Origin of the sequence: Streptomyces sp. NPDC047841 (genome assembly GCF_040704085.1) — a bacterium.
Classification (GTDB): domain Bacteria; phylum Actinomycetota; class Actinomycetes; order Streptomycetales; family Streptomycetaceae; genus Streptomyces; species Streptomyces argyrophylli.
This window is the reverse complement of sequence record NZ_JBEYRP010000009.1, coordinates 150,262-174,861: the sequence shown is the minus strand read 5'-3', so window position 1 is coordinate 174,861 and position 24,600 is coordinate 150,262. Positions and strand designations below refer to the sequence as shown.

Genomic DNA, 24,600 nt, shown 5'->3' with positions numbered 1-24,600 from the left:
GGCGGGGGCATGGCCGCCGCGGCCGGCGCGCCGGGCCGTACAAGCGGGCGCGGCCGGAAGGGACCGCCGTGGTCCTTCCGGCCGCGCCCGGCACAGCCGTCGGTCACTCGCCGGCCGGGGCGCCCGCGCCGGCCGGGACCTCCATCAGGACGGTGCGCCTGGGGTTGGCGGTCTGGGCGGGCAGGTCGACGGAGTGCTCCGGCAGCTCGGGCGTGTGGAGTTCGCCGGTGTCCTTCAGGTGCGCCAGGGTCGTGCGCCGCGGGTTGGCGATCTTGTGGAACATCATCGTCGTCTTCACCGTTGTCGTCCTGTGCCCTCTGGTCGGGTGGTTGGCAGAGTCGTCCCTCTTGTAAAGCGTCAGGCTAAACATCCGATTCCCCGACGAAGGCGCCAACTCCCTACGAGTCGCGTGTGAGTTTGCTCACGAAGTCGCGGGCAAACCGGTCAATTCCGACCGGCAACCCGCCCTGGAGAAACGGACATTGACCCCCTGAAGCCACCATTCCGCTCCTGATCATGGCGACTGGGACAGAGGGCGCCGCGCGGCGTCTCGCATGGGTACGCCCGTTATGCCCAAGATCCGGTTCCACTGCTGGTAACCCGGCACTCACGGGCCGTCACGGAGGTCACAGCTCGGCTCACTGCCCTTGTTGGAGATCCTGCACTGTGCTGGAATTCCACGGACCGCCGCGGGATGAACCGGCGCAGGGGGCGCGTACAGCGCCGAGCGGCGGCGAGACAGGGGGGAACCAGCGCCGGTCACTCAAGACCACCCGGGGGGCGTATTCAGGGCGCTTCCCACAACGCCGACACCGTGTCCCTCCGTTCACGCGGAGGGGCGCCTGGTCCAGAGGTTGCGACGCTAGTGCAGGGACGTTTCAAGAGGGATGGCAGCGCTTCGGCGGAGCCGGAGCCGCACGGCGGGACTGGCCCCAAGGCCGTCAGCTCCTCGCCCCAGCACGCCCAGAACCCGGGCCAGGGCCAGGCCCCGGACGGCGGTGAGCGCGCCGGGCGTCCGGGCGCGCCGGCCTCGGCGGCTTCCGCGACCGTGACGCCCTCGGGCGACCCGGCGCCGCCGGTGAAGCCCGCGCAGGGCCCGACCGGCACCGGTTCGCGGCTCGCCCTGCGCAACTGGCGCATCTCCACCCGCCTGGTGTCGCTGCTCGCGCTGCCGGTGGTCGCGGCCACCTCGCTCGGCGCGCTGCGCATCGACCAGTCCGTCGAGGACATCCAGCAGCTCGACAACATGAAGCTGCTGACGGAGATGACCAAGCAGGCCACCGAGCTGGCCCACGCGCTCCAGGAGGAGCGCGACCAGTCCGCCGGTCCCCTGTCGCACGGCGGCCTGAAGGCGAACGACTACCAGATCAAGGCCTACCAGCAGAAGACCGACCGGGCCCGGGAGAACTTCCTCGACTCCTCCGAGCAGATCGACGCGGCCAGCAAGGACGGCAATCTCCAGGGCGTCCGCGACGCGCTGGTCGGCCTCGCCAACCAGCTGGACGACCTCGCCAAGATCCGCAAGTCGGCCTACACGTCCAAGGACAACGCGACCCAGACCGTCGAGTCCTACCACCGGCTCATCACCCAGCTGATCGGCCTCTCCCAGGACATGGCCGAGGCGTCCAGCAACCCGGAGATGATCTCGCGCACCCGCGCCCTGGCGGCCTTCTCCACCGCCAAGGAGTACGCCTCCGTGCAGCGCGCGATGATCGCCGCCGCGCTGCCGGCGACCACCAGCACCAAGGGCGACCTCACCGAGAACGACCGCCTCTACGGCCAGTCGGCCTACGAGAGCGAGGGCTCGGAGCTGGCGATCTTCCGGAAGATCTACGCCAGCCAGAACGCCGAGGAACTGCTCAAGCCGATCGACGAGGGCAACCCGACGATCGAGTCCGCCGACACCTACGCCAAGCGCTCCTTCGAGTCCCCGGACGGCCTCCAGCAGCTCCCGGCGCGGTCCTACAAGGACTGGGTGGACGACAGCTCGACCAAGATCGAGCAGATGAAGAAGATCGAGCGCACGCTCCTGGAGGAGATGGAGCAGAAGGCGCGCGAGCTCAAGAGCGCCACCCAGCGTGACGCGATCATCTCCGGTGCGCTGATCCTGCTCGTGCTCGGTGTCTCGCTGGTCGGCGCGTTCGTCGTCGCCCGGTCCATGATCCGCTCGCTGCGCCGGCTCCAGGAGACCGCGACCAAGGTCGCCCAGGACCGCCTGCCCGAGCTGGTCAAGCAGCTGTCGGAGTCGGACCCGCAGGACGTCGACACCTCCGTCGAGTCGGTCGGTGTGCACTCCCGGGACGAGATCGGCCAGGTGGCCGCGGCCTTCGACGACGTGCACCGCGAGGCGGTCCGCCTCGCCGCCGAGCAGGCCCTGCTGCGGGGCAACGTCAACGCGATGTTCACCAACCTCTCGCGCCGCTCCCAGGGCCTGATCCAGCGCCAGCTCTCGCTCATCTCCGAACTGGAGTCCCGCGAGGCCGACCCGGACCAGCTGTCCTCGCTCTTCAAGCTCGACCACCTCGCGACGCGTATGCGCCGTAACGGTGAGAACCTCCTCGTCCTCGCGGGTGAGGAGCCCGGCCGGCGCTGGACCCGCCCGGTCCCGCTGGTCGACGTGCTCCGCGCCGCCGCGTCCGAGGTGGAGCAGTACGAGCGCATCGAGCTGGCCTCCGTCCCCACCACCGAGGTGGCCGGCCGGGTCGTCAACGACCTCGTGCACCTGCTCGCCGAGCTGCTGGAGAACGCGACCTCGTTCTCCTCGCCGCAGACCAAGGTCAAGGTCACCGGTCACGCGCTGCCCGACGGCCGCGTCCTGATCGAGATCCACGACACCGGTATCGGCCTCTCCCCCGAGGACCTCGCGGCGATCAACGAGCGGCTCGCCTCGCCGCCCACCGTGGACGTCTCCGTCTCCCGCCGCATGGGCCTGTTCGTGGTCGGCCGGCTGTCCCAGCGGCACGGCATCCGCATCCAGCTGCGTCCGTCCGACTCCGGTGGCACGACCGCGCTGGTCATGCTGCCCGTGGACGTCGCCCAGGGCGGCAAGAAGCCCGCTCCGGGCAAGCCCGGCGCCCCCGTCTCGACCGGTGGTCCCGCCGCCGCGCAGGCCGCCGCCGGTGCGGCCGCGGCCCGGCGGCAGACCGCCGGCAACGGCGGCGCCCAGGGCGGTGGCGGTCTGCTCGGTGGTCCCGGCCCGCGTGGCCAGGCCGGCTCCGCCCAGGGTTCCCGGGCCGCGCTGCCCGGCACGGGCCAGGGCGGCCGTCCCGGCGCCCGCGGTCCCCAGGGCGGGCGGCCGGCGCCGGCCGGTGCCGGAGCGGGCGGCTTCGGCGGTCAGGCTCCGGGCGCCCCGCAGGGCCTCCAGGCCGCGAACCCGGCCGGCCCCCAGCAGGACGTCTTCGGCGGCCGCGGCCGGAAGCGGTCCGGCGGCGCCCCCGACCAGGGCCGCCGGCCCCAGCTCCCGCCGCGCGGCGGCCCGCGGGCCGAACTGCCCGGCGGTGACCCGCAGTCCCGTACGCCGGACTGGAGCGACGCCCAGTCCCCGCTGTCGCGTGCCTCGCTGGACACCCCGCGCGGCCACGACGAGCAGGACCCGGCGCAGACCGCGCACATGCCGCGCGTGGACGACCGGCAGGGGCCGGGCTCGACCGCGGAGATGCCGCGGATCGACGCCCAGGGACCGGCCGCGACCGGCGAGTTCCCGCGCGCCGAGCTGAACGGCGGCTCGCCCACGGGTCAGTTCGCCCGCCCGGACTCCGCCCAGCAGGGCGGCCAGTACGGGCGTCCGGAAGGCGCCCAGAACACGGGCCAGTTCGCGCGGCCCGACAGCTTCCAGCAGACCGGCCAGTTCCCGCGGCCCGAGAACCTCCAGCAGACCGGCCAGTTCCCGCGGCCCGAAAGCCCCCAGGACACCGGCCAGTTCGGGCTCCCCGACGACGGCCGGCAGCAGGGCCGCTTCGACGGCGGCGACCAGCAGGGCAACGGCTCGTACGTCCGCTCCGACGTGTTCGGCACGCCGGCGCCCGGGCGGCAGGACGAGGGCGCTCGGCACACGGGTCAGTTCCCGGTCCAGCAGTCTCCGCAGGGGTACGACACCGGCTACGACACCGGCTACGACGCAGGCTCCACCGGGCAGCACGCTCTGCCCGGCCGCCAGAACCCCGGTCACACCGGTCAGTTCGAGCGCCCGCAGCCGGCCCGCGCCGACTTCGGCGCCCCCCGTCCGCCGGCCCCGCAGCAGCGTCCGGTCCAGCAGGAGCCCGGCAACCGGGGCGCCGACCAGGCGCCGGGTGACGGATGGGCCCTGCCGCCGGCCAGCGGCCCGGGTGACGGCCGTACCCCGCTGTACGACACGCTGGAGACCAACTGGTTCCACGGTCAGCAGCAGGAGGAAGCGCCCGCGCAGCGGCAGCCGCAGGCGCCCGCTCCGCAGCGTCCCGCGCCCGCCGGCAACAACGGCAGCGCCAACGGCAACGGCAACGGCTCCTGGCGTACCTCGCCGAACGACGAACTCGTCCGGCAGGCCGAACGCGTCCGTCAGCCCGCGGCCGGCGGGGTCACCACCTCCGGCCTGCCGCGCCGCGTCCCCCGGGCGAACCTCGTGCCGGGCACGGCACAGCAGCAACAGCACCAAAGCGGTCCGCAGGTCTCGCGCGCGCCTGACGACGTGCGCGGACGGCTGACCAATCTCCGTCGGGGCATCGCTCAGGGCCGTCAGGCCGGCAGCGGCCAGACCGGCAGCTTCCCGAGCCCCACTCACCAGCAGGAGCGTTAGTTGAGTCCGATGAGCCAGGCGGCACAGAACCTGAACTGGTTGATCACCAACTTCGTGGACAACACCCCTGGGGTGTCCCACACCGTGGTGGTCTCCGCCGACGGCCTTCTGCTGGCGATGTCCGAGGGCTTCCCTCGGGACCGCGCCGACCAGCTCGCGGCCGTCGCGTCCGGTCTGACGTCGCTGACGGCCGGGGCGTCCCGGATCTTCGAGGGCGGCACCGTGGCACAGACGGTCGTCGAGATGGAACGCGGGTTCCTGTTCCTGATGTCCATCTCGGACGGGTCGTCCCTCGCGGTCCTGGCCCATCCCGAGGCGGACATCGGTCTCGTCGGCTACGAGATGGCACTGCTCGTCGACCGCGCAGGGGCGGTCCTCACTCCGGACCTGCGCGCCGAACTCCAGGGAAGTCTGCTTCACTGACCGCCCCCGGCACCACCCGCCTCACGAAAACACCGTCCGGCCGCCACAATCCCCCCACCGGCCCCGTCAGACGGCTTGACTGACCGACTTGCTGTCCCGCCCGGAGGATTCATGACCCCGCCCACCGCCCATCATGATCCGTACGCGGAGCCGTACGGGGACGAGGGGGACCAGCCGCTGGTGAGGCCGTACGCCATGACCGGCGGCCGGACCAGGCCTCGCTACCAGCTCGCCATCGAGGCGCTGATCAGCACCACGGCCGACCCGGCAGCGCTCATGGGGCTGCTCCCGGAGCACCAGCGCATCTGCCACCTGTGCCGCGAGGTCAAGTCGGTCGCGGAGGTCTCCGCGCTGCTGGCCATGCCGCTCGGTGTGGCCCGGATCCTGGTGGCCGACCTCGCCGAGGCCGGCCTGGTCGCCATCCACCAGCCGGGTGGGGACGAGAACAACGGCGGCGCACCGGACGTGACGCTGCTCGAAAGGGTGCTCAGTGGACTTCGCAAGCTCTGACGGGGGCCGGGCCACCACCTCCGCGAAGATCGTGGTGGCGGGCGGCTTCGGCGTGGGCAAGACCACGTTCGTCGGCGCCGTCTCGGAGATCAACCCGCTGCGCACAGAGGCCGTCATGACGTCCGCTTCGGCCGGCATCGACGACCTCACCCACACCGGGGACAAGACGACGACCACCGTCGCCATGGACTTCGGCCGCATCACCCTGGACCAGGACCTGATCCTCTACCTGTTCGGCACCCCCGGCCAGGACCGCTTCTGGTTCATGTGGGACGACCTGGTCCGCGGCGCCATCGGTGCCGTCGTCCTCGTCGACACCCGCCGCCTCGCCGACTGCTTCCCCGCGGTCGACTACTTCGAGAACTCGGGCCTGCCCTTCGTCATCGCCCTCAACGGCTTCGACGGCCAGCAGCCCTACACCCCGGACGAAGTACGGGAAGCCCTGCAGATCGGCCCGGACACCCCGATCATCACCACGGACGCCCGCCACCGCGCGGACGCCAAGAGCGCGCTGATCACCCTGGTGGAACACGCCCTGATGGCACGGCTGAAGTAACACTCAAGTACAACGGTCCGTACGGCAGTTGTCGTAGGGGGTGCGGAGCCGACTGTGGCCTTTGACACGGTCGGCTCCGGTGTTCATAACAGTTCGGCAGAGGAATCGCCCGGCATCACCACGCGACGCGGTCGTGTGGTGCCGCTGTGCGTACGAACGCCCCGCCTTTTGGCGGGGCTCGCTCTTTATGACCGTTTTATCTGTCGCTTACAACCGCTCCGTCACCGGGTTCCCACTGTTTGGAAGTGCACTGGTCCACGTGCTGGAATGCCTGAACTGCCCAATGGTCGAAGACGTACTGAGTACGTACCGAGTACGTACTGGTGGTCGATGGCGAACCGGGCTCTGAGAGACTGCGGCACGACGTAGGTGCCGACCGCCGAGAGGTTGTTGGTCGAGTGAGGCGAAGCAAGAACGGTCCCGAGCCGTCGGCACGGGGCAACTTCACCCCGCCGCCGCGCGCTGCGGCGCCCACCCCCGTTCCCGCTGCGGAACCGGCGGCCGCTCCCGCGCCCAGCGGCGGTCGTCTCTCCCCCCGGAACTGGCGGGTGCCGACCCGGCTGAACGCCATCCTGCTCATACCCGTGGCCGTCGGTCTCGTCATGGGCGGCTTCCAGGTGAAGAGCTCGATCGACACCTGGCAGCAGGCCCGCGACGCCGAGAACACTGCCCTTCTCGTGCGTGCCGCCCTCACCTACGCCGACGCGCTGGAGAGCGAGCGCGACGTCACCGCGGCACCGCTGCTGCTGAACAAGAAGGACGCCCAGAGCAAGGCGGTCGTCGACAACGCCCGCAAGGCCACGGACCAGGCCGCCGACGCCTTCGACCAGGCGACGAAGAGCATGCCCGCCACGTCCGGCCTGCAGCGCCGGCTGAAGCTGTTCCGCGAGACCGAGCCCAAGCTGGCGCAGCTGCGGCAGCTCGCCTACACCTCCAAGGCGACCGGCGTGACGACCGAAGAGGGCTACGTCGAGGTCAGCCACCCCCTGATGGAGTTCGCCAACGAACTCGGTCTGGGCACCGGGAACATCACCTCCTACGGCCGTACCGTCTACGCCATCTCGCTGACCAAGGCGGCACTGTCGCTGGAGCGTTCGATCGGCACCCATCTGCTGGTCAAGCCCGGCCCGGACGCCCCGAACCTCGCGACCCAGCGGGTCTCCCTGTCCTCGTACGCCTACCTGGAGCGCATCGCCCGGGAGGAGTACCTCGGCGGTGGCACCGAGGGCGACGCGCAGAAGCTGAGCGACGCGGAACAGAAGATCAAGACGGACGCCGCCGCCATGGTGCAGAAGGCCAAGGCGAGCAACCCGCAGTACGTCGCCCCGCCCTCCGAGCTGACCCAGCTCGTGACCGCGGTCGCCACGATGAAGGACACCAGCACCGCCACCCGCGACCAGTTGGCGGCGGGCGGCATCACCGCCGACAACTGGTGGGCGGTCAACACGCTGAAGTACAAGGCCTACCGACAGATCGAGTCGGACATGGCCGACAAGGCGGTGAACGAGGCCTCGGCCATCGCCGACGACGCCAAGACCTCGGCGTTCATCACCGGTGCCGCCGTCGTGATCGCGCTGCTGCTGGCCTTCATCCTGGCCGGTGCGGTGGCGCGCCAGATGAGCCGCTCGATGCGCCAGCTGCGCAACGCCGCCTTCGGCATCGCCGAGCAGCGGCTGCCGATGCTGGTCGACCAGCTCTCCCGCACCGACCCCGGCCGGGTCGACACCCGGGTCGCGCCGATCCCGATCACCACCAAGGACGAGATCGGCGAGGTCGCCCGCGCCTTCGACCAGGTCCACCGCGAGGCGGTCCGGCTCGCCTCCGAGCAGGCCCTGCTGCGGGGCAACATCAACGCGATCTTCACCAACCTCTCGCGCCGCAACCAGTCGCTGATCGAGGGCCAGCTGACCCTCATCACCGACCTGGAGAACAACGAGGCCGACCCGGACCAGCTGGAGAACCTCTTCAAGCTGGACCACCTGGCCACCCGTATGCGCCGCAACGGCGAGAACCTCCTGGTCCTCGCGGGCGAGGAGCCCGGCCGCCGCTGGGACCAGCCCGTGCCCCTCGTCGACGTGCTGCGCGCCGCCTCCTCCGAGGTGGAGCAGTACGAGCGCATCGAGCTGTCGGGCGTGCCGGAGGCCGAGATCCACGGCCGCGCGGTCACCGACCTCGTGCACCTGCTGGCCGAGCTGCTGGAGAACGCCACCACGTTCTCCTCCCCGCAGACCAAGGTCCGCGTCACCGCGACCCGTCTCCCCGACGGCCGCGTGATGATCGAGATCCACGACAAGGGCATCGGTCTGACCGCCGAGGACTTCGCGGACATCAACCACAAGCTGGCCAACCCGCCGACCGTGGACGCCGCGATCTCGCAGCGCATGGGCCTGTTCGTGGTCGGCCGGCTGTCCGACCGGCACGGCATCCGGGTCCAGCTGCGCCCCTCGGGCGAGCAGGCCGGCACGACGTCCCTGGTCATGCTGCCGGACGCGATCACGCACGGCGGTGGCGGCGAGGCCCCGCTGGACCGCGAGGAGTTCACCGTCTCGCAGATCATCCCGGAGCAGCAGTTCCAGGGTGAGAGCTTCGGCCAGCAGCAGCCGATGCGCACCGCCGCCGAGCTGGGCTTCGACGACAGCCAGTACCCGCAGGTCCCCGACGACATCCGCGACCTGGACCCCGTGGGCCGCTCGCTGATGCGCGAGGAGCGCCGCGCCGCTCTGGAGGCCCAGAACCACGGCCAGCAGCCCGCCGAGCCGCGGCAGGAAACCGCCGAGACGCCCGCCGGGTACACGGACCCGTTCACCGGGCAGCAGCAGGCGTACCAGGAACAGCAGCAGCAGTCGTACGAGGCTCCGGTCTACGGGGAGCAGCCGCGGCAGGCGTACGAGGAGCAGCCGCAGCACACGTCGTACGAGCAGCAGTACGAGCAGCAGTCCTACGACGAGCGGTACTACGCGCCGAACGGCGAGGCGCCGCAGCACGACGGCTTCTCCGCAGGCGGCGGTTACCCGGAGCCCGCGTCGCCGTATGCGGAGCCTGCCCAGACGACGTCCTACCAGGACGACTGGCCCCAGCAGGACGGCTACCAGAACGGCTATCCGGCCCAGTACGCTCCGGAAACGGAATCCTCGGGGGCCGCTGACGCGAGCGAGCGGAACCGCGTAGGCTTCGACCGTCCGGGAACGGCCTCTCCCGCCGAGCACGCGCTGACCGACGCCGGGCTGCCCCGCCGCGGTGGTTCCGCGAGCGACTCCCACGGCGCCGGCTCCGCGAACGGCACGGCCCGCGTGCAGCAGGAGGCGCCGGCTCCCGCACCGGGGAACGCTCCGGGGACGGGCGGCCAGAGCAGCTGGCGTTCGGCGAACGACGAGCGGTGGCAGCAGGCCGCACAGCTCCGGAAGCCCAAGGCAGGCGGGGTCACCGCCTCGGGCCTGCCGCGGCGGGTGCCCAAGGCCAATCTGGTCGAGGGTTCCGCCGAGACCACCCCCCAGGGAGGCCCACAGGTCTCCCGCGCCCCGGAGGACGTCCGGGGCAGGCTGAGCAACCTGCGCCGGGGCGTCCAGCGCGGACGCAGCGCAGGCAGTGAAACGAACGGCCAGGGCTTCGGTCCTGACAGCACCTACAACCAGGAGCGTTAGTGTGAGCCCGATGAGCCAGGCGGCACAGAACCTGAACTGGTTGATCACCAACTTCGTGGACAACACCCCGGGGGTGTCCCACACGGTGGTGGTCTCCGCCGACGGACTCCTTCTGGCGATGTCCGAAGGCTTCCCCCGCGACCGCGCCGACCAGCTCGCGGCCGTCGCCTCCGGTTTGACGTCTCTGACGGCAGGTGCCTCCCGGATCTTCGAGGGAGGCAGCGTGAATCAGACGGTTGTGGAGATGGAGCGGGGATTCCTCTTCATCATGTCCATCTCCGACGGTTCCTCGCTCGCGGTCCTGGCCCACCCGGAGGCGGACATCGGCCTCATCGGGTACGAGATGGCCCTTCTGGTGGACCGCGCGGGCACGGTCCTCACCCCGGATCTCCGTGCGGAACTCCAGGGAAGCCTTCTCAACTAATAATCGGACGGTGCGTATTCGCGTCCCGGGGCCGTAAGGTTTCGGGACGCGGTTCCCCAGGAATGGGTGCCCGGCGCAGTCGGAGGAGGAGAAAGTGGCAACACCCCCAGGCGGTTCGTCTTCGGGCAACTGGTCGTACGGCCCCGCACAGGGCCAGGGCGACGGCTCGGCGAACCCGTACAACTTCCCCTCCGCTCCCCGCCACCGGCAGCCGTACGCCCCCCAGGGTCCGGGCCCGTCGCCGTACGACCAGCCTCCGGCGCCGCGCATCCAGCCGGTCCAGCCGCAGCGCCGCCCCGAGCCGGCACCGGCCTCGGCGTCCAACAACCCCTTGGTGCGTCCGTACGCCATGACCGGCGGCCGGACCCGCCCGCGCTACCAGCTCGCCATCGAGGCACTGGTGCACACCACCGCCGCTCCGCACCAGATGCAGGGTCAACTGCCCGAGCATCAGCGGATCTGCAATCTCTGCCGGGAGATCAAGTCGGTGGCCGAGATCTCGGCCCTTCTCACGATCCCCCTCGGCGTGGCCAGGATCCTCGTCGCCGACTTGGCGGAGGCGGGCCTGGTCGCCATCCATCAGCCCGGCGGCGACGAGAACGCCGGTGGCCAGCCTGACGTGACACTGCTCGAAAGGGTGCTCAGTGGACTTCGCAAGCTCTAGCGGCGGTCCTTCCCGCTCCACCACCTCCGCGAAGATCGTGGTGGCGGGCGGCTTCGGCGTGGGCAAGACCACGTTCGTCGGCGCCGTCTCGGAGATCAACCCGCTGCGCACAGAGGCCGTCATGACGTCCGCTTCGGCCGGCATCGACGACCTCACCCACACCGGGGACAAGACGACGACCACCGTCGCCATGGACTTCGGCCGCATCACCCTGGACCAGGACCTGATCCTGTACCTGTTCGGCACCCCCGGCCAGGACCGCTTCTGGTTCATGTGGGACGACCTGGTCCGCGGCGCCATCGGCGCGATCGTCCTCGTCGACACCCGCCGCCTCGCCGACTGCTTCCCCGCGGTCGACTACTTCGAGAACTCGGGCCTGCCCTTCGTCATCGCCCTCAACGGCTTCGACGGCCAGCAGCCCTACACCCCGGACGAAGTACGGGAAGCCCTGCAGATCGGCCCGGACACCCCGATCATCACCACGGACGCCCGCCACCGCGCGGACGCCAAGAGCGCGCTGATCACCCTGGTGGAACACGCCCTGATGGCCCGCCTGCGCTAGCCGGTCCCGCGCGAGGGCCTGTCTGACAATTCGCGTCGTCGCCCGGAGGGCGGCCGCGCGGCGTCAGGTGCGTGCTCTCGGGGCGCCGGCCTCAGGCCCTCGTACTGGACGTACTTGGGTCTGGGGCCGGTGCGGCGAGAGTGCGTGCATGGCGTCGCGCGGCAGACGCGAATTGTCAGACAGGCCCTAGTCTAGGCCGACAGCTGGGGGTACAGCGCGGCCAGGTCCGCGGACAGTCCCGCCTTGACCTGCCGGCTGATGTCGTCCGCCAGCACCTCGTACGCCCCGGCCTCCACGCCGTCGAGGGCGAGCGCGGCGACGTCCCGGGGGGCGGACTTGGGGCCGTCCACGTGTGCGGCCATGTCGGTGTCGACGTAGCCGACGTGCAGGCCGGTGACCCCGATGCCCCGGTCCCTCAGCTCCAGGCGGAGCGTGTTGGTCTGCGACCACAGGGCCGCCTTGGTGGCGCTGTACGAGCCGGCGACGCCGATCCAGGACAGGACGGAGTGGACGTTGAGGAGGTGTCCGCCGCCGTTGCGCTCGATGGCCGGCACGAAGGCGCGGGTGACCAGCAGCGGTCCGTAGAAGTTGGTCTCGAACTCCCGGCGCACGTCCTCCAGCGCGGCGTCCAGGAAGGAGTGCGCGCCGACCGAGATGCCGGCGTTGTTGACCAGGACGGTGACGTCCTCGGCCTGCGCCGCCGCTGCCGCGACGGACGCGGGATCGGTGACCTCCAGGGCGAGAGGCACGGCGTCGGGGTGCGTGACGCTGCGCGGGTCACGGGCCGTGGCGTACACCTTTGCGGCTCCCCGGGCGTACAGCTCCTCCACCAGCGCCTTGCCCAGTCCGCGGCTGCCGCCGGTGACCAGCGCGACAGAGTTCTTGATCGACGTCATGTCTCTCTCCAAAATTGGAAACCGATCTGTTTCCCTCACGGTAAACCGATCGGTTTCCCGAAGCAAGCCCGCCGGGACGCGCACATGTGCGGGCGTGCGCCACGCACGGGCTGGTGCGGATGCCTACGCCGGTTCGGATCGACCGGAATCGACCGGTCGGCGCGACCGGACGGCTCGGGGGGCGCGACCGGGTGGCTCGGGCGGGCGGTGCGAGCGGTGCGAGCGGGCGGTGTCCGGCGGGGCGGGGAACGGCCCGAGCGCATGGATTCGCCGTTCCCCGCGCCCGCCGGACCGGCCCGCCACCGCCGCGCGGCAGCGACGTGCCGGTCCGTGGGGTCCGCCCTCGGCGGACGTGCCGGGATCCCGGTCCTGTTCCGACCCTGCGGCGCCGGGCCCGTGCGGGCCACCCGGGAAGGTCCGGCCGGGTGAGGCGCCGTCCGCGCGGCCCGGCACCGGCGCGCGCGGCGCGGGTGCGGCACCGGCGGCCCTCTCGCCCCAAGACGTCGGCAACCTGCGGGAACTCCCGACGCGGTGACGGAAGTTGAGCGGTGGTGTGGGAAGCTGTGCCCGGCCGTGCGCGGACCGAGGCCGTGACGGTCGTCGAGAGGAGCTCAGCGTGACACAGGACGGCTTCGAGGCCGTGGACATCGACACCAGCAAACCGCACCCCGCGCGGATCTACGACTACCTGCTGGGCGGCAAGGACAACTACGAGGTGGACCAGGAGGCAGGCGACCGACTCGCCACCGCCGCACCCGAGGCACGGATCGGTGTCCGGGCCAACCGGGCCTTCCTGCAGCGCGCCGTCCGGTACGTCGTCGGCAGCGGGGTCCGCCAGATCCTGGACATCGGCACCGGGCTGCCCACCTCGCCCAACGTGCACGAGGTCGCGCAGTCGGTGGCCCCGGACGTCCGCGTGGCCTACGTGGACAACGACCCGATCGTGGCCGCGCACGGCAACGCCCTGCTCAGCCGGTCCGGCACGACCCGCATCATCCTGGGCGACCTGCGGGAACCGCGGTCCGTCCTGGACCACCCCGACGTCCGCCAGCTCATCGACTTCGACCAGCCGGTCGCCCTGCTCCTCGTCGCCATCCTGCACTTCCTCACCGACGAGGACCGGCCCGCCGAGATCGTCGCCACCCTGCGCGACGCGTTGCCCGCGGGCAGTTTCCTGGTGCTCTCGCACGCCACCGGCGACTTCGCCGACCGCAGCGCCGCGCAGGCCGTGTACTCCAACGCGACCGCCTCCCTGAACCTGCGCACCCGCGCGGAGGTGGAGCGGTTCTTCGAGGGCTTCGACCTCGTCGAACCGGGCCTGGCCCAGGTGCCCTTCTGGCGCCCGGACACCCCGCCGCCGCCCCACTCGGCGGAGATCGGCTTCTACGGCGGCGTGGCCCGCAAGACCGCCTGACCGACGGACCCGCGCACGGTCCTCGCGGTGCGCGGGTGCGTGGGCCGGCGGCACGGCAGCGGCCGACTCCCTGGCCTCACCACGGCGGGGGGCCGCTGCCGGCCGGGCGGGGCGTTCCGGTGACCTCGCCCGGGGCGCGAGGGCGCCCGCCGCTTCGGCTGGGCCGGCCGCGACCCGCGCCCCGGCTTCCCGACCCGCTCGCGCGTACGGCCGCGACGGGGGCGGGCCGGAACCCCGCCCGCCGTACGCACGCCCCGGGCCGGAATCCACCGCACTCCCTGCCGAGGCCGGACTGGGTCTCCCGCTCCCGGCCCCTCGTCCGCATGGTGGCCGTCCGCCGCTGGTGCCACGCTGGACGGAGAGGTCCGACGAGGGACGCTGGAGGGTCGATGGGGCGTGACGTCCCGGCGCTCGTCTTCACCCGCGAGGACCGCCGCCGGTACCGGATCAAGATGCAGGAGTGCCTGGACGCCTTCGCGCAGATGCTCCGTGAGGCACGGTTCGAGTCGGAGCGGCCGCAGGTCGGCCTGGAGATCGAGCTGAACCTGGTCGACGACGACGCCGAGCCGGCGATGCGGAACAGCGATGTGCTGGAGGCCATCTCCGACCCGGCCTGGTCCACCGAGCTGGGCCGGTTCAACCTGGAGATCAACGTGCCGCCCCGGCGGCTGACGGCGGGCGGACCGGACGCCTGGGAGTCGGAGATCCGGGCCGCGCTGAACCACGCCGACCAGCGGGCCCGCTCGGTCGGCACCCGCCTGCTCATGGTCGGCATCCTGCCCACGCTGCGGCAGGAGGACATCGGCGAGGACACCCTGTCCGAGAACCCCCGCTACCGCCTGCTCAACGACCAGGTCTTCGCGGCACGCGGCGAGGACCTGCGCATCGCTATCGACGGAGCCGACCGGCTGCGCACCTACGCGGACACGATCACCCCGGAGGCCGCGTGCACGAGCACGCAGTTCCATCTCCAGGTGTCCCCCGAGGACTTCGCCGGTTACTGGAACGCGGCGCAGGCGATCTCCGGGGTGCAGGTGGCGCTCGCGGCCAACTCCCCGTTCCTGTTCGGCAAGGAGCTGTGGCACGAGACGCGTATCCCGCTGTTCGAGCAGGCCACCGACACCCGTCCGGAAGAGATCAAGGTGCAGGGGGTACGGCCCCGGGTGTGGTTCGGGGAGCAGTGGATCAACAGTGTCTTCGACCTGTTCGAGGAGAACCTGCGCTACTTCCCGGCCCTCCTGCCGCTGTGCGACGAGCAGGACCCGGCGGAGACCCTGGACCGCGGCGACATCCCCGAACTGCCCGAACTGACCCTGCACAACGGCACGATCTACCGCTGGAACCGGCCGGTCTACGCCGTCGCGAACGACCTGCCGCACATCCGGGTGGAGAACCGGGTGCTGCCCGCCGGCCCGACCGTGGCCGACACCCTCGCCAACGGCGCCTTCTACTACGGCCTCACCCGGGCCCTGGTGGAGGAGGACCGTCCGGTGTGGTCGCGCATGTCCTTCTCGGCCGCCCGGGACAACCTGCACGCAGCCGCCCGGCACGGCATCGACGCGCGGCTGTACTGGCCCGGGATGGGTGAGGTGCCGGTGCCGGAGCTGGTGCTGCGGCGGCTGCTGCCGCTCGCGCACCGCGGGCTGGAGCACTCGGGCATGGACGCGGCGTGGCGGGAGCCGTTGCTCGGCGTCATCGAGCAGCGCTGTGTCACGGCACGCAACGGAGCGGTGTGGCAGAAGGAGATGTTCCGTCACCTCGCCGGCAGGACGCACGCCGGCCGGCACGAGGTGCTGCGCCGGATGACCCAGGTGTACATCGACTACATGCACCTCAACGCGCCGGTGCACACCTGGCCGGTCGACTGACGCGGGTCCGGCCGCCCGCTCACCGGGCGGTCACGCGGGGACACGCGCGTCCGGCCCCTGCCAGGTGCCCGGCGCGGCCCCCAGGCGCCCGCTCCTAGTTGCGGACCTCGGCCGGACGTTCCAGGTTCGTCTCGGTGCATCCCGACGCCTCCGGCAGATAGGCCTTGGCCCAGTCCGCCAGTTTGCGCAGGGCGGGCTCCAGGGCTGCGCCGGACTCGGTCAGCCGGTAGGACACGCGCAGCGGCGGGCCCTCGTCCACCTCGCGCAGGACGAGGCCGGCCGCGCCGAGTTCGGCGAGCCGGTCGGAGAGCATGCGCTCGCTGATGCCGGGGATGGCCCGCCGCAGGTCGGCGAAGTACGCGGGCTGTTCGACGAGGACGGCCACGATCGGGCCGCTCCAGCGTTTCCCGAGCAACTGGAAGACACGCGTGATGCCGTCGTCCACCCGTTTGCACGCCGCGCTGTCGTGGTTCTGCTCTGCCGCCATGCCCCCAGCTTACTACCCCACCGTAGGGGGCTAAAGAAAAGTAAGTGAGTGTGTTAAACATAGTTCTGAACGAAACGTGAGCCGACGCCTCGGTGCGCGGCCGTCCTGCCCCATTTCAGGAGAAAACCCTGTGCCCACCCTGCTGCACATCGACTCGTCCGTGTTCCCGACCGAGGCGTCGGCTTCCCGCGCCGTGACGGAGGCCTTCCGCAAGCACTGGAAGGAGCAGCACCCTGATGGCACGGTCGTCTACCGCGACCTGGCCGCGGAACCCGTGCCGCACCTCTCGGCGCAGGCGCACGTCGCCGGCTTCGTCCCCCCGTCCGCGCACTCGCCCGAGCAGGCCGCCGTCTTCGCGGAGCGCGTCAGGCTGATCGAGGAGCTGGAGCAGGCCGACGCGGTGCTGATCGGCGCCCCGATGTACAACTACACGATCCCGTCGACCCTGAAGGCCTGGGTGGACAACGTGATCCTGTTCGGCCGCACCGCGGGCGAGGCCCCGTCCGCCAAGGGCACCCCGGTGACCGTCGTCGCCAGCCGCGGCGGCTCCTACGCGCCGGGCACCCCGCGCGAGGGGTACGAGTACGTCCAGAACTACCTCACGGCCGTCCTCGCCGACGCCCTGGGCATGGACCTGGACTTCATCGTCCCGGAGCTGACCATGGCCCCGCAGAACCCGGCGATGGCCGAGCTGATCCCGCTGTACGAGGCCTCCCGGGACCAGGCCCTCGCGGCCGCGGCCAGCAAGGCCAAGCAGCTCGCAGAGCGCCTCGCGGCCTGACGCTCCCCGTACCGCACGACGGACCCCGGGCACGGGCGGCCCGGGGTCGCGCGCGTGCGCGGAGCCGGCCGGAGAGCGCTCAGGCGAGGACCAGCACCAGCGGCACGCCCGGGCACGGCACCAGCCGCAGACCGTCGTACCCGGCGGGCCGCCCGGCGGTGAGGAGTTCGCCGAAGTCCGGGCCCTTGGTGAGGGAGCCGGCCAGGTGGGCGGGGTCGGCGGAGGCGGCGACCCGGCCGCGCGCGTTCACCAGGCGGGCCGGCCGGGACAGGCCGCGCAGCAGCGGGAGCACGGCCGCCTCGAAGTGCCGCAGGTACACGTCGGCCGCGGCGACCCCGGCGAACCGCCCCTCGCTCCACACCGGTTCCGACAGGGTGAGGCTGTACTCGTCGGAGCAGAGGTAGTCCACGTACGGTCCGGCGACGGCCCGGCGCCCGGTGTCCCGGGGCAGCGCGAACCAGTCCCAGTGCGTGTAGTCGGAGTAGGCCGACCGCCCGGGGTCGAGATCGAGGAGGAGCGGGCGTACGGCTCCGTCGGCGCCCGCCTGTCACCACTCCAGCCAGGCCGGTACGTCGGCCAGCAGACCGGGGGCGGCGACGAAGCCGGCGCCGGAGACCAGTTCCTCGCGGGTCAGGCGCAGATGGAGACCGGGGCGCAGCGCGGCGAGGTCGCGGCTGGCGGGCCGGCGCCCCTCGGCGGCCACCCGCGCCAGCAGGGCCGCGGTGTCGGCACGGGTGGCGGCGACCGACGCGAAGACGGCCTCCAGCGCGCCGCACACCCGCGCGGCGACCCACGCCTCCTGGTCCGTCGCGGCGGTGGCGAGCCCGGCGCTGACGCCCATGTGTCCTCCAGTGGACGAAGAACCGGACGCGGCGCGGTCAGAGGGTGAGGCGTACGGCGACGAGCCGCGCCGTCGACTCCCTGACGCACCGCTCGGCCAGCGTGCCGGCCGTTTCGTGGGCCCCATCTTGCACGGCGCGGACGACGGCGCGGTGCCGGTCCGCAACTTCTTCACGACATGCGTCGTCGGCGAGGACGAGGCAGAGCAGGGCACCGACCTCGCTCTGCAGGGCGACCTGTTCGCGGGTGAGCCGGGCGGACTGCGCGGCGGCGGCGAGCTCGACGTGGAAGCGGCCGTACAGCCGGCTGCGCGCCGCCGCGTCCCCGGCGTGCGCCAGCTCCTCGGCCGTACGGCGCAGGGGCCGGAGGTCCGCGGGTTCGGTGCGCTGGGCGGCGAGCCGCGCGGCGGCGCCGGACAGGGCGGCCCAGTGGTCGCCGAGGTCGCGCAGTTCCTCGGTGCTCCAGCCGCGCAGCCGTGCCCTGAGCCGGTCGTCGGCGGGGACCTCGGGCAGGGAGACGAAGCTGCCGCCGCCGCGGCCCCGGCGGGTGGTGACCAGGCCCTGCTGCCGCAGCGCCATGAGCGCCTCGCGCAGGGTGACCGTGGAGACGCCGAGCTGACCGGCCAGTTCGCTCTCGCCGGGGAGCTGCTCGCCGTCGGCGAGGAGACCCAGCTCTATGGCGTCGCCGAGGCGGCGGACGACGGCGTCCACACGGGCCCGGCTGTCCACCGGGCTGAAGACCGCCTTGCGGGCGCTTGCGTCGGTCTCGTGCTGCCTCACGGCCATCACCTCGTGCGTTGACTCAAGCTTTACCTTAAGGGGACCTTGAGCTATGACCTATGACTTCATATGTTTACGGTCAACGTTCAGCGCGCCAGAAAGGTTCCCGCATGGAGGGAATGGCGATCCGGCTCCAGGGTCTGCGGAAGTCGTTCGGCGGGACCACCGCCGTCGACGGGGTCGACCTGGAGATACGGGACGGCGAGTTCTTCTCGATGCTCGGCCCGTCCGGCTCCGGGAAGACGACGGTGCTGCGGCTCGTCGCCGGGTTCGAGACCCCCGACCAGGGGCGGATCGAACTGGCCGGGCAGGAGGTCACCGGCCTCGCCCCGTTCGAGCGGGACGTGCACACCGTCTTCCAGGACTACGCGCTGTTCCCGCACATGACGGTCGAACAGAACGTCGCCTACGGGCTGCGGATCCGCCGGATACCCAAGGCGGAACGCCTGGTCCGCGCCCGCAAGGCGCTGGCCGAGGTCCGCCTCGAAGGCTACGGCCAGCGCCGGCCCGCCCAGCTCTCCGGCGGTCAGCGCCAGCGCGTCGCGCTCGCCCGCGCCCTCGTCGGCCGCCCCCGCGTCCTGCTGCTGGACGAGCCGCTCGGCGCGCTCGACCTGAAGCTGCGCGAGCAGATGCAGGTCGAACTCAAGGCCATCCAGCGCGAGGTGGGCATCACCTTCGTCTTCGTCACCCACGACCAGGAGGAGGCCCTGACGATGAGCGACCGGATCGCCGTCTTCGACCAGGGCCGCGTCGCCCAGGTCGGCACCCCCGCGGAGATCTACGAACGCCCCGCGACCCCCTTTGTCGCCTCCTTCGTCGGCACCTCCAACCTGCTCGAAGGCGAGGCGGCCCACCGGATCACCGGCTCCGCCGGCACGTACAACATCCGTCCGGAGAAGATCCGCGTCCTGAAGGAGGCCGCCGAGGCCGACGAGCCCGGGCACACCACGGCCACCGGCACCGTCGCCGAGGTCGTCTACCTCGGCGACGCCACCCGCTTCCTGGTCGACCTGGACGGCGGCGGCCGGCTCACCGCGCTCCAGCAGAACCTGGATACCTCCTCCGCGGACGTCGCCGCCTACCGCGGCACCCGGGTCCGCCTCCAGTGGCACCGCCGGCACGCCGTCCGGCTCCCCTCCTGACACCGTCCCCCTCCCCCTGGAGAACGCCGTGCGTCTCACCCGTACCCTGCGCGCCTCGGCCGTCTGCGCCGCCGCGCTGCTGCTCGCCGCCGCCTGCGACTCCTCCGGCTCCGGCGGCACCTCCGCCACCGGCCTCAACCCGCCCGACCTCAAGGCCCCCGCGAAGCTCGGCAGGACGGAGGGCCAGGTCAACCTCGTCGCGTGGGCCGGCTACGTCGAGGACGGCTCCAACGACCCCAAGGCGGACTGGGTCTCCGGCTTCGAGAAGCAGACGGGGTGCCAGGTCCACTCGAAGGTCGCCGCCAGCTCGGACGAGATGGTCAAGCTGATGAAGACCGGCGAGTACGACGCCGTCTCCGCCTCCGGCGACGCCTCGCTGCGCCTGATCGCCTCCGGTGACGCGGCCCCCGTCAACACCGACCTGGTCCCCCACTACAAGGACGTCTTCAGCGGGTTGAAGAACGGCGCCTGGAACTCCGTCAAGGGGAAGATGTACGGCATCCCGCACGGCCGGGGAGCCAACCTGCTGATGTACGACACCGCGAAGGTGAGGCCGGCGCCCACCTCCTGGTCCGCCGTCTTCGACGACGCCGCCCGGTACAAGGGGCACGTCACCGCCTACGACTCGCCGATCTACATCGCCGACGCCGCCCTGTACCTCAAGGCCACCAGGCCCGAGCTGAAGATCAAGGACCCGTACGCGCTCGACCAGAAGCAGTTCGACGCGGCCGTGGCACTGCTGAAGAAGCAGAACGCGAACGTCGGTGAGTACTGGGGCGACTACTTGAAGGAGGTCTCCGCCTTCAAGAGCGGGGACTCGGTGGTCGGCACGACCTGGCAGGTCATCGCCAACCTCGCCGCCTCCGAGGGCGCGAAGGTCAAGGCGCTGGTCCCGAAGGAGGGTTCGACGGGCTGGTCGGACACCTGGATGGTCTCCGCCAAGGCCAAGCACCCCAACTGCGCCTACAAGTGGCTGGACTAGATCGTCTCCCCCAAGGTCAACGCCCAGGTCGCCGAGTACTTCGGCGAGGCCCCCGCCAACTCCAAGGCGTGCGCCGAGACCAGTGACAAGAACTTCTGCACGGTCTACCACGCCGCCGACGAGGGCTACTGGAAGAAGATCGCCTTCTGGAACACGCCCATCGAGCAGTGCCTCGACGGCCGCACGGACGTCCGTTGCGTCCCGTACGCCAAGTGGGTGCAGGCCTGGACCGAGATCAAGGGCTGAGCCGTGACGACCGATCTGCCGGCCGCCGCCGGCCGGGGCACCGTCCGGCGGCTCGCCGGAACCCTGCACCGCAGACCCCGGCTGCGGCTGGCCCTCCTGCTCACCGCCCCGCTGCTGTGGCTCGCCGTCCTCTACCTCGGCTCGCTCGCGGTGCTGTTCGTCTCCGCCTTCTGGACGACGGACTCCTTCACCTCCCAGGTGGTGAAGGTCTGGTCGACGGACAACTTCCACGCGCTGCTGACGACACCGGTCTTCCGGCAGGTCGTCCTGCGCAGCGTCGGGGTGGCCCTCGCGGTGACCGCGCTGTGCGCGGTGATCGCCTTCCCGGTCGCCTTCTACACCGCGCGCGTGGCCCGGCCGAAGTGGCGTCCGCTGCTCGTCGTGGCCATCCTCACCCCGCTGTGGGCGAGTTACCTGGTCAAGGTGTACGCCTGGCGGCTGATCCTCTCCGAGGGCGGCCTCGCGGACTGGATGCTCGCGCCGTTCGGACTGAGCGGCCCCGGCTACGGCCTGCCCGCCACCGTCCTCACCCTGACCTACCTCTGGCTGCCGTACATGATCCTGCCGGTCCACACGGCGCTGGAACAGCTCCCGGCCGGCCTGCTCGACGCCTCCGCCGACCTCGGGGCACGGCCGGGGCGCACCTTCCGCTCGGTCGTCCTGCCCATGGTGCTGCCCTCGGTCGCCGCCGGCTCGGTGTTCACCTTCTCGCTCAGCCTCGGCGACTACATCACCGTGCAGATCGTCGGCGGCAAGACCCAGCTGATCGGCAACCTCGTCTACTCCAACATCGAACTCAACCTGCCCATGGCCGCCGCCCTCGGCACCGTGCCCGTGGCCGTCATCGTCCTGTACCTGCTGGCGATCCGCCGTACCGGCGCCCTGAACAGCCTGTAGCCCGCCCGCACACCCCTCGGAAGCTGGAGAGGAAGAGCGCCATGCACCTCAGCCGCACCGCGCGCATCGCCCTGCGCATCGGCGCCGGGCTCGGCTTCGCGGTGATCTACGTCCCGCTGCTGCTCGTCCTGGTCAACTCCCTCAACCCGGACCGCAGCGCGAGCTGGCCGCCGCCGGGCCTCACCGTGCGCTGGTGGTCGGTGGCCGCGCACAACTCCGGTGCCCGCGAGGCCCTGTGGGTGTCGGTGAAGGCGGGGCTGGGGGCGACGGCCGTCGCGCTGGTCCTCGGCACGCTGATCGCGTTCGCCGTGGCCCGGCACCGCTTCTTCGGCCGGGACACGGTGTCCTTCATCGTGGTCCTGCCGATCGCGCTGCCCGGCATCGTCACGGGCATCGCCCTCAACTCGGCCTTCAGCACGGTGCTGGAGCCGCTCGGCGTGGGGCTCGGGCTGTTCACCGTGATCGTCGGGCACGCCACCTTCTGTATCGTCGTGGTCTTCAACAACGTGGTGGCCCGGCTGCGCCGTACGTCCGGCTCGTACGAGGAGGCGGCCATGGACCTCGGCGCGACCAGCTTCCGCGCCTTCGTGGACATCACCTTCCCGCTGGTGCGCTCCGCGTTGCTGGCGGGCGGCCTGCTCGCCTTCGCCCTGTCCTTCGACGAGATCGTGGTCACCACGTTCACCGCGGGGCCGGGCATCGAGACCCTGCCCATCTGGATCTTCGGCAACATGACCCGGCCGCAGCAGGCACCGGTGGTGAACGTCGTGGCCGCCGTCCTCGTCCTGCTGTCGGTGATCCCGATCTACGTCGCCCAGCGGCTGTCGGCGGACACGGCGACGTCCAGCCGGGTGTGAACGACGGCGACACCCGCGCGGTGCGGTCCCCGGGGTCCGGGCCGGTGCGAACCTGCGCCCATGAAGAACCCTCCCGCCATCACCCGTTACGTCGACCGGGTCACCGCCGGCCCGGGCGGCGCGATGACCGACGAGGTCGGCGTCATCACCGGTGACCTCACCGTCGCCACCATCCTGAGTTCCGACGGTCACAGCGTGCGCGTCGTCATCCAGCACTCCGGCGGCGACACCTGGTACACGCTCACCGGCAGCCCCGCCCCCGTGCCCGCCGGGCAGCTCGCGGCCTACCACCGGGACCTGCTCGGCCGGATCCGCCGCGGCGGCGGCACCCGGGCCACCTGAGCCGGCGCCCCGGGCAGGCCGGCCCGCTCCCCCGGGTTTCGGCGCGGGCCCCCGGGGGATTCGGTGCGCGTGGTTTCGTACGGAGCAGAGCAGCGCGTGTACCTGCCCGCGTTGTGGGCCGGCTGGCTGACCCAGACCTTCGTCCACTGGGCGTACCCGCCGGAAGAGGTCCAGCGGCTGCTGCCCGACGGCCTGGTGGCGGACACGTACGACGGTGCCGCGTGGGTGAGCCTCACGCCGTTCGTCATGGCCGACGTGCGCCCGCCGGGTCTCCCGCTCGCGCTGCCCTCGTTCCCCGAGACCAATCTGCGGACCTATGTGCGCGACCGGAGCGGCCGGGACGGGCTGTGGTTCCTGTCCATCGAGGTGTCCTCCCCGGTGATGCTGGCCGCCCGCGCGGTCGGGGTGCCGTACCACGTCGGCCGCCTGGAGGTGACGCGCCGCGGGGACACCGTGGTCTACATGGGCGCCCGGCGGGGCGGCGGACCCTCGTACGAGGTGGCCGTCCGCCCCGGTGAGCCGGTCCGGCCCGGCGCCCGGGACGTGTGGCTGACCTCGCGGTGGCGGGCCTTCACCCGGCGGCTCGGCGCGCTCTGGGAGACACCCGTGGAGCACGCGCCCTGGCCGGTGCGCGAGGCCCGGCTCGGCACCGTCGAGGAGACCCTCACCCGGGCGGCGGGGCTGCCGCCGCCCACGACCGCGCCGCTCGTGCACTACTCGGACGGCGTGCACAAGGTACGCCTGGGTCTCTCGCACCCCGTACGGCCGGATCGCCGCCGGGGTGCCGAGGCCGGCCCGCCGGACCCACCGCACCCACGACCCCACGGCACACACGAAGGAGGCGCGCGATGAACCGTCCCGCCACTACCGGCCCCCGGAGCACGGGCGGCGCCGACATGAAGCTGCTCGGCATCTACCTCAACGACCACCTCGCCGGTGCCACGGCGGGTACTCAGCGGATGGGCCACCTGGTGCGGTCGGCCCGGGGTTCCGCGCTGGGCAGGGCCCTCGGGCCGGTCGCCGCGGAGATCGGCGAGGACCGCGCGGCACTGCTGGACATCATGCGGGACCTGGACGTCCCGGTGCGGCGCGCCAAGGTCTGCGCGGGCTGGACGGCCGAGAAGGTGGGACGCCTGAAGCTGAACGGCCGTCTGGTACGGCGTTCTCCGCTCAGCACTGTCCTGGAGCTGGAGGCGATGCGGCTGGCGGTCGAGGGCAAGGCCGCGGGGTGGCTCACCCTGCGCCGGCTCGCCACGACCGACAAGCGCCTGGACCCCGGCCGGCTCGACACCCTCCTGGAGCGGGCCCGGCGCCAGCAGGCCACCGTGGAGGAGTGGCGCGTGCGCCAGGCGGACACGGCCCTGCGCACGAAGGACCCGGCCGCCGCGTGACCCTCCGCGGGCCGGCCGGCAGGGCTCCGGCAGGCACCGGCGCCGCCCGGGCACCGGCCCGCAGGCCCCTGCGCGCCGAGCGGCAGGTCCCGGTGCGCCCTGGCGCGCGGTGACGTCGGCCGGT

General features: G+C 71.9%; 21 protein-coding genes and 2 pseudogenes. 18 read left to right on the top strand and 5 right to left on the bottom strand.

Features of this window, described 5'->3' with window-relative positions; genetic code table 11:
* Window positions 1-103: 103 nt before the first annotated feature.
* Window positions 104-298, bottom strand: a complete 195-nt coding sequence (locus AB0947_RS16705) for a hypothetical protein (RefSeq protein ID WP_366751065.1) — start codon at window positions 296-298, stop codon at window positions 104-106.
* 567 nt (window positions 299-865) lie between these two features.
* Between AB0947_RS16705 and AB0947_RS16700 the strand changes: the two genes are divergently transcribed.
* From AB0947_RS16700 to AB0947_RS16665, 8 genes are all read left to right on the top strand, one after another.
* Complete coding sequence (locus AB0947_RS16700) at window positions 866-4,774, top strand: nitrate- and nitrite sensing domain-containing protein (RefSeq protein WP_366751064.1); 3,909 nt, start codon at window positions 866-868, stop codon at window positions 4,772-4,774.
* Between the two features lie 9 nt (window positions 4,775-4,783).
* On the top strand, window positions 4,784-5,197 hold the full coding sequence (locus AB0947_RS16695; RefSeq protein WP_014675212.1) for a roadblock/LC7 domain-containing protein: 414 nt from the start codon (window positions 4,784-4,786) through the stop codon (window positions 5,195-5,197).
* 111 nt (window positions 5,198-5,308) lie between these two features.
* The gene (locus AB0947_RS16690) at window positions 5,309-5,707 is read left to right on the top strand and encodes a DUF742 domain-containing protein (protein ID WP_009190816.1); all 399 of its coding nucleotides are present in this window, start codon (window positions 5,309-5,311) and stop codon (window positions 5,705-5,707) included.
* Window positions 5,688-6,263: an ATP/GTP-binding protein gene (locus AB0947_RS16685; RefSeq protein WP_014675211.1), complete on the top strand. Its 576-nt coding sequence runs from the start codon at window positions 5,688-5,690 to the stop codon at window positions 6,261-6,263. Before AB0947_RS16690 ends, AB0947_RS16685 begins: the two co-directional genes overlap by 20 nt.
* Before the next feature lie 398 nt (window positions 6,264-6,661).
* Window positions 6,662-9,904, top strand: coding sequence for a nitrate- and nitrite sensing domain-containing protein (locus AB0947_RS16680; RefSeq protein WP_366751063.1), 3,243 nt, complete (start codon window positions 6,662-6,664; stop codon window positions 9,902-9,904).
* A gap of 10 nt (window positions 9,905-9,914) precedes the next feature.
* Window positions 9,915-10,328, top strand: a complete 414-nt coding sequence (locus AB0947_RS16675) for a roadblock/LC7 domain-containing protein (protein ID WP_004983065.1) — start codon at window positions 9,915-9,917, stop codon at window positions 10,326-10,328.
* Between the two features lie 94 nt (window positions 10,329-10,422).
* Window positions 10,423-10,992 (top strand): DUF742 domain-containing protein, encoded by a 570-nt coding sequence (locus AB0947_RS16670; protein WP_366751062.1) that lies wholly within the window; start codon window positions 10,423-10,425, stop codon window positions 10,990-10,992.
* The gene (locus AB0947_RS16665; protein WP_014675207.1) at window positions 10,973-11,554 is read left to right on the top strand and encodes an ATP/GTP-binding protein; all 582 of its coding nucleotides are present in this window, start codon (window positions 10,973-10,975) and stop codon (window positions 11,552-11,554) included. Before AB0947_RS16670 ends, AB0947_RS16665 begins: the two co-directional genes overlap by 20 nt.
* 191 nt (window positions 11,555-11,745) lie before the next feature.
* On the opposite strand, the gene AB0947_RS16660 is transcribed toward AB0947_RS16665, so the two are convergent.
* A complete protein-coding gene (locus AB0947_RS16660) occupies window positions 11,746-12,450 on the bottom strand; it encodes an SDR family oxidoreductase (RefSeq protein ID WP_366751061.1) in 705 nt (234 codons plus the stop codon).
* Window positions 12,451-13,066: 616 nt separating this feature from the next.
* Here AB0947_RS16660 and AB0947_RS16655 point away from each other — a divergent pair.
* The gene (locus tag AB0947_RS16655) at window positions 13,067-13,864 is read left to right on the top strand and encodes an SAM-dependent methyltransferase (RefSeq protein ID WP_366751060.1); all 798 of its coding nucleotides are present in this window, start codon (window positions 13,067-13,069) and stop codon (window positions 13,862-13,864) included.
* A gap of 389 nt (window positions 13,865-14,253) precedes the next feature.
* Window positions 14,254-15,732, top strand: a complete 1,479-nt coding sequence (locus AB0947_RS16650; RefSeq protein ID WP_366751059.1) for a glutamate--cysteine ligase — start codon at window positions 14,254-14,256, stop codon at window positions 15,730-15,732.
* Window positions 15,733-15,826: 94 nt separating this feature from the next.
* Here AB0947_RS16650 and AB0947_RS16645 read toward each other — a convergent pair whose 3' ends face one another.
* Window positions 15,827-16,219, bottom strand: a complete 393-nt coding sequence (locus tag AB0947_RS16645) for a helix-turn-helix domain-containing protein (RefSeq protein ID WP_366751058.1) — start codon at window positions 16,217-16,219, stop codon at window positions 15,827-15,829.
* Between the two features lie 130 nt (window positions 16,220-16,349).
* Between AB0947_RS16645 and AB0947_RS16640 the strand changes: the two genes are divergently transcribed.
* Window positions 16,350-17,000 (top strand): NAD(P)H-dependent oxidoreductase, encoded by a 651-nt coding sequence (locus AB0947_RS16640; RefSeq protein ID WP_366751057.1) that lies wholly within the window; start codon window positions 16,350-16,352, stop codon window positions 16,998-17,000.
* A gap of 79 nt (window positions 17,001-17,079) precedes the next feature.
* Here the strand turns inward: AB0947_RS16640 and AB0947_RS16635 are convergent.
* Both AB0947_RS16635 and AB0947_RS16630 read right to left on the bottom strand, forming a co-directional pair.
* Window positions 17,080-17,841, bottom strand: a pseudogene (locus tag AB0947_RS16635) (cache domain-containing protein).
* A 37-nt stretch (window positions 17,842-17,878) separates the two neighbouring features.
* Window positions 17,879-18,625 (bottom strand): GntR family transcriptional regulator, encoded by a 747-nt coding sequence (locus AB0947_RS16630; protein WP_366751056.1) that lies wholly within the window; start codon window positions 18,623-18,625, stop codon window positions 17,879-17,881.
* Between the two features lie 104 nt (window positions 18,626-18,729).
* On the opposite strand from AB0947_RS16630, the gene AB0947_RS16625 reads away from it, so the two are divergent.
* From AB0947_RS16625 to AB0947_RS16595, 7 genes and pseudogenes are all read left to right on the top strand, one after another.
* Entirely contained in the window at window positions 18,730-19,761 is a 1,032-nt protein-coding gene (locus tag AB0947_RS16625) for an ABC transporter ATP-binding protein (RefSeq protein WP_366751055.1), read from the top strand.
* Between the two features lie 28 nt (window positions 19,762-19,789).
* Window positions 19,790-20,989: pseudogene (locus tag AB0947_RS16620) on the top strand (ABC transporter substrate-binding protein).
* 3 nt (window positions 20,990-20,992) lie between these two features.
* Window positions 20,993-21,886, top strand: coding sequence for an ABC transporter permease (locus AB0947_RS16615; protein ID WP_366751054.1), 894 nt, complete (start codon window positions 20,993-20,995; stop codon window positions 21,884-21,886).
* A 41-nt stretch (window positions 21,887-21,927) separates the two neighbouring features.
* Complete coding sequence (locus tag AB0947_RS16610; protein ID WP_366751053.1) at window positions 21,928-22,743, top strand: ABC transporter permease; 816 nt, start codon at window positions 21,928-21,930, stop codon at window positions 22,741-22,743.
* Between the two features lie 60 nt (window positions 22,744-22,803).
* The gene (locus tag AB0947_RS16605; protein ID WP_366751052.1) at window positions 22,804-23,085 is read left to right on the top strand and encodes a hypothetical protein; all 282 of its coding nucleotides are present in this window, start codon (window positions 22,804-22,806) and stop codon (window positions 23,083-23,085) included.
* Window positions 23,086-23,181: 96 nt separating this feature from the next.
* Window positions 23,182-23,937, top strand: coding sequence for a DUF2071 domain-containing protein (locus AB0947_RS16600; protein WP_366751212.1), 756 nt, complete (start codon window positions 23,182-23,184; stop codon window positions 23,935-23,937).
* Complete coding sequence (locus AB0947_RS16595) at window positions 23,934-24,476, top strand: hypothetical protein (protein ID WP_366751051.1); 543 nt, start codon at window positions 23,934-23,936, stop codon at window positions 24,474-24,476. The genes AB0947_RS16600 and AB0947_RS16595 overlap by 4 nt, the downstream gene beginning before the upstream one ends.
* Window positions 24,477-24,600: the final 124 nt, after the last annotated feature.

Coding starts and splice junctions, on each gene's coding strand:
- AB0947_RS16695 (WP_014675212.1), top strand. CDS start 4,784: ATGAGCCAGGCGGCACAGAACCTGAACTGGTTGATCACCAACTTCGTG.
- AB0947_RS16690 (WP_009190816.1), top strand. CDS start 5,309: ATGACCCCGCCCACCGCCCATCATGATCCGTACGCGGAGCCGTACGGG.
- AB0947_RS16675 (WP_004983065.1), top strand. CDS start 9,915: ATGAGCCAGGCGGCACAGAACCTGAACTGGTTGATCACCAACTTCGTG.
- AB0947_RS16660 (WP_366751061.1), bottom strand. CDS start 12,450: ATGACGTCGATCAAGAACTCTGTCGCGCTGGTCACCGGCGGCAGCCGC.
- AB0947_RS16650 (WP_366751059.1), top strand. CDS start 14,254: ATGGGGCGTGACGTCCCGGCGCTCGTCTTCACCCGCGAGGACCGCCGC.
- AB0947_RS16645 (WP_366751058.1), bottom strand. CDS start 16,219: ATGGCGGCAGAGCAGAACCACGACAGCGCGGCGTGCAAACGGGTGGAC.
- AB0947_RS16630 (WP_366751056.1), bottom strand. CDS start 18,625: ATGGCCGTGAGGCAGCACGAGACCGACGCAAGCGCCCGCAAGGCGGTC.
- AB0947_RS16625 (WP_366751055.1), top strand. CDS start 18,730: ATGGAGGGAATGGCGATCCGGCTCCAGGGTCTGCGGAAGTCGTTCGGC.
- AB0947_RS16610 (WP_366751053.1), top strand. CDS start 21,928: ATGCACCTCAGCCGCACCGCGCGCATCGCCCTGCGCATCGGCGCCGGG.
- AB0947_RS16605 (WP_366751052.1), top strand. CDS start 22,804: ATGAAGAACCCTCCCGCCATCACCCGTTACGTCGACCGGGTCACCGCC.
- AB0947_RS16595 (WP_366751051.1), top strand. CDS start 23,934: ATGAACCGTCCCGCCACTACCGGCCCCCGGAGCACGGGCGGCGCCGAC.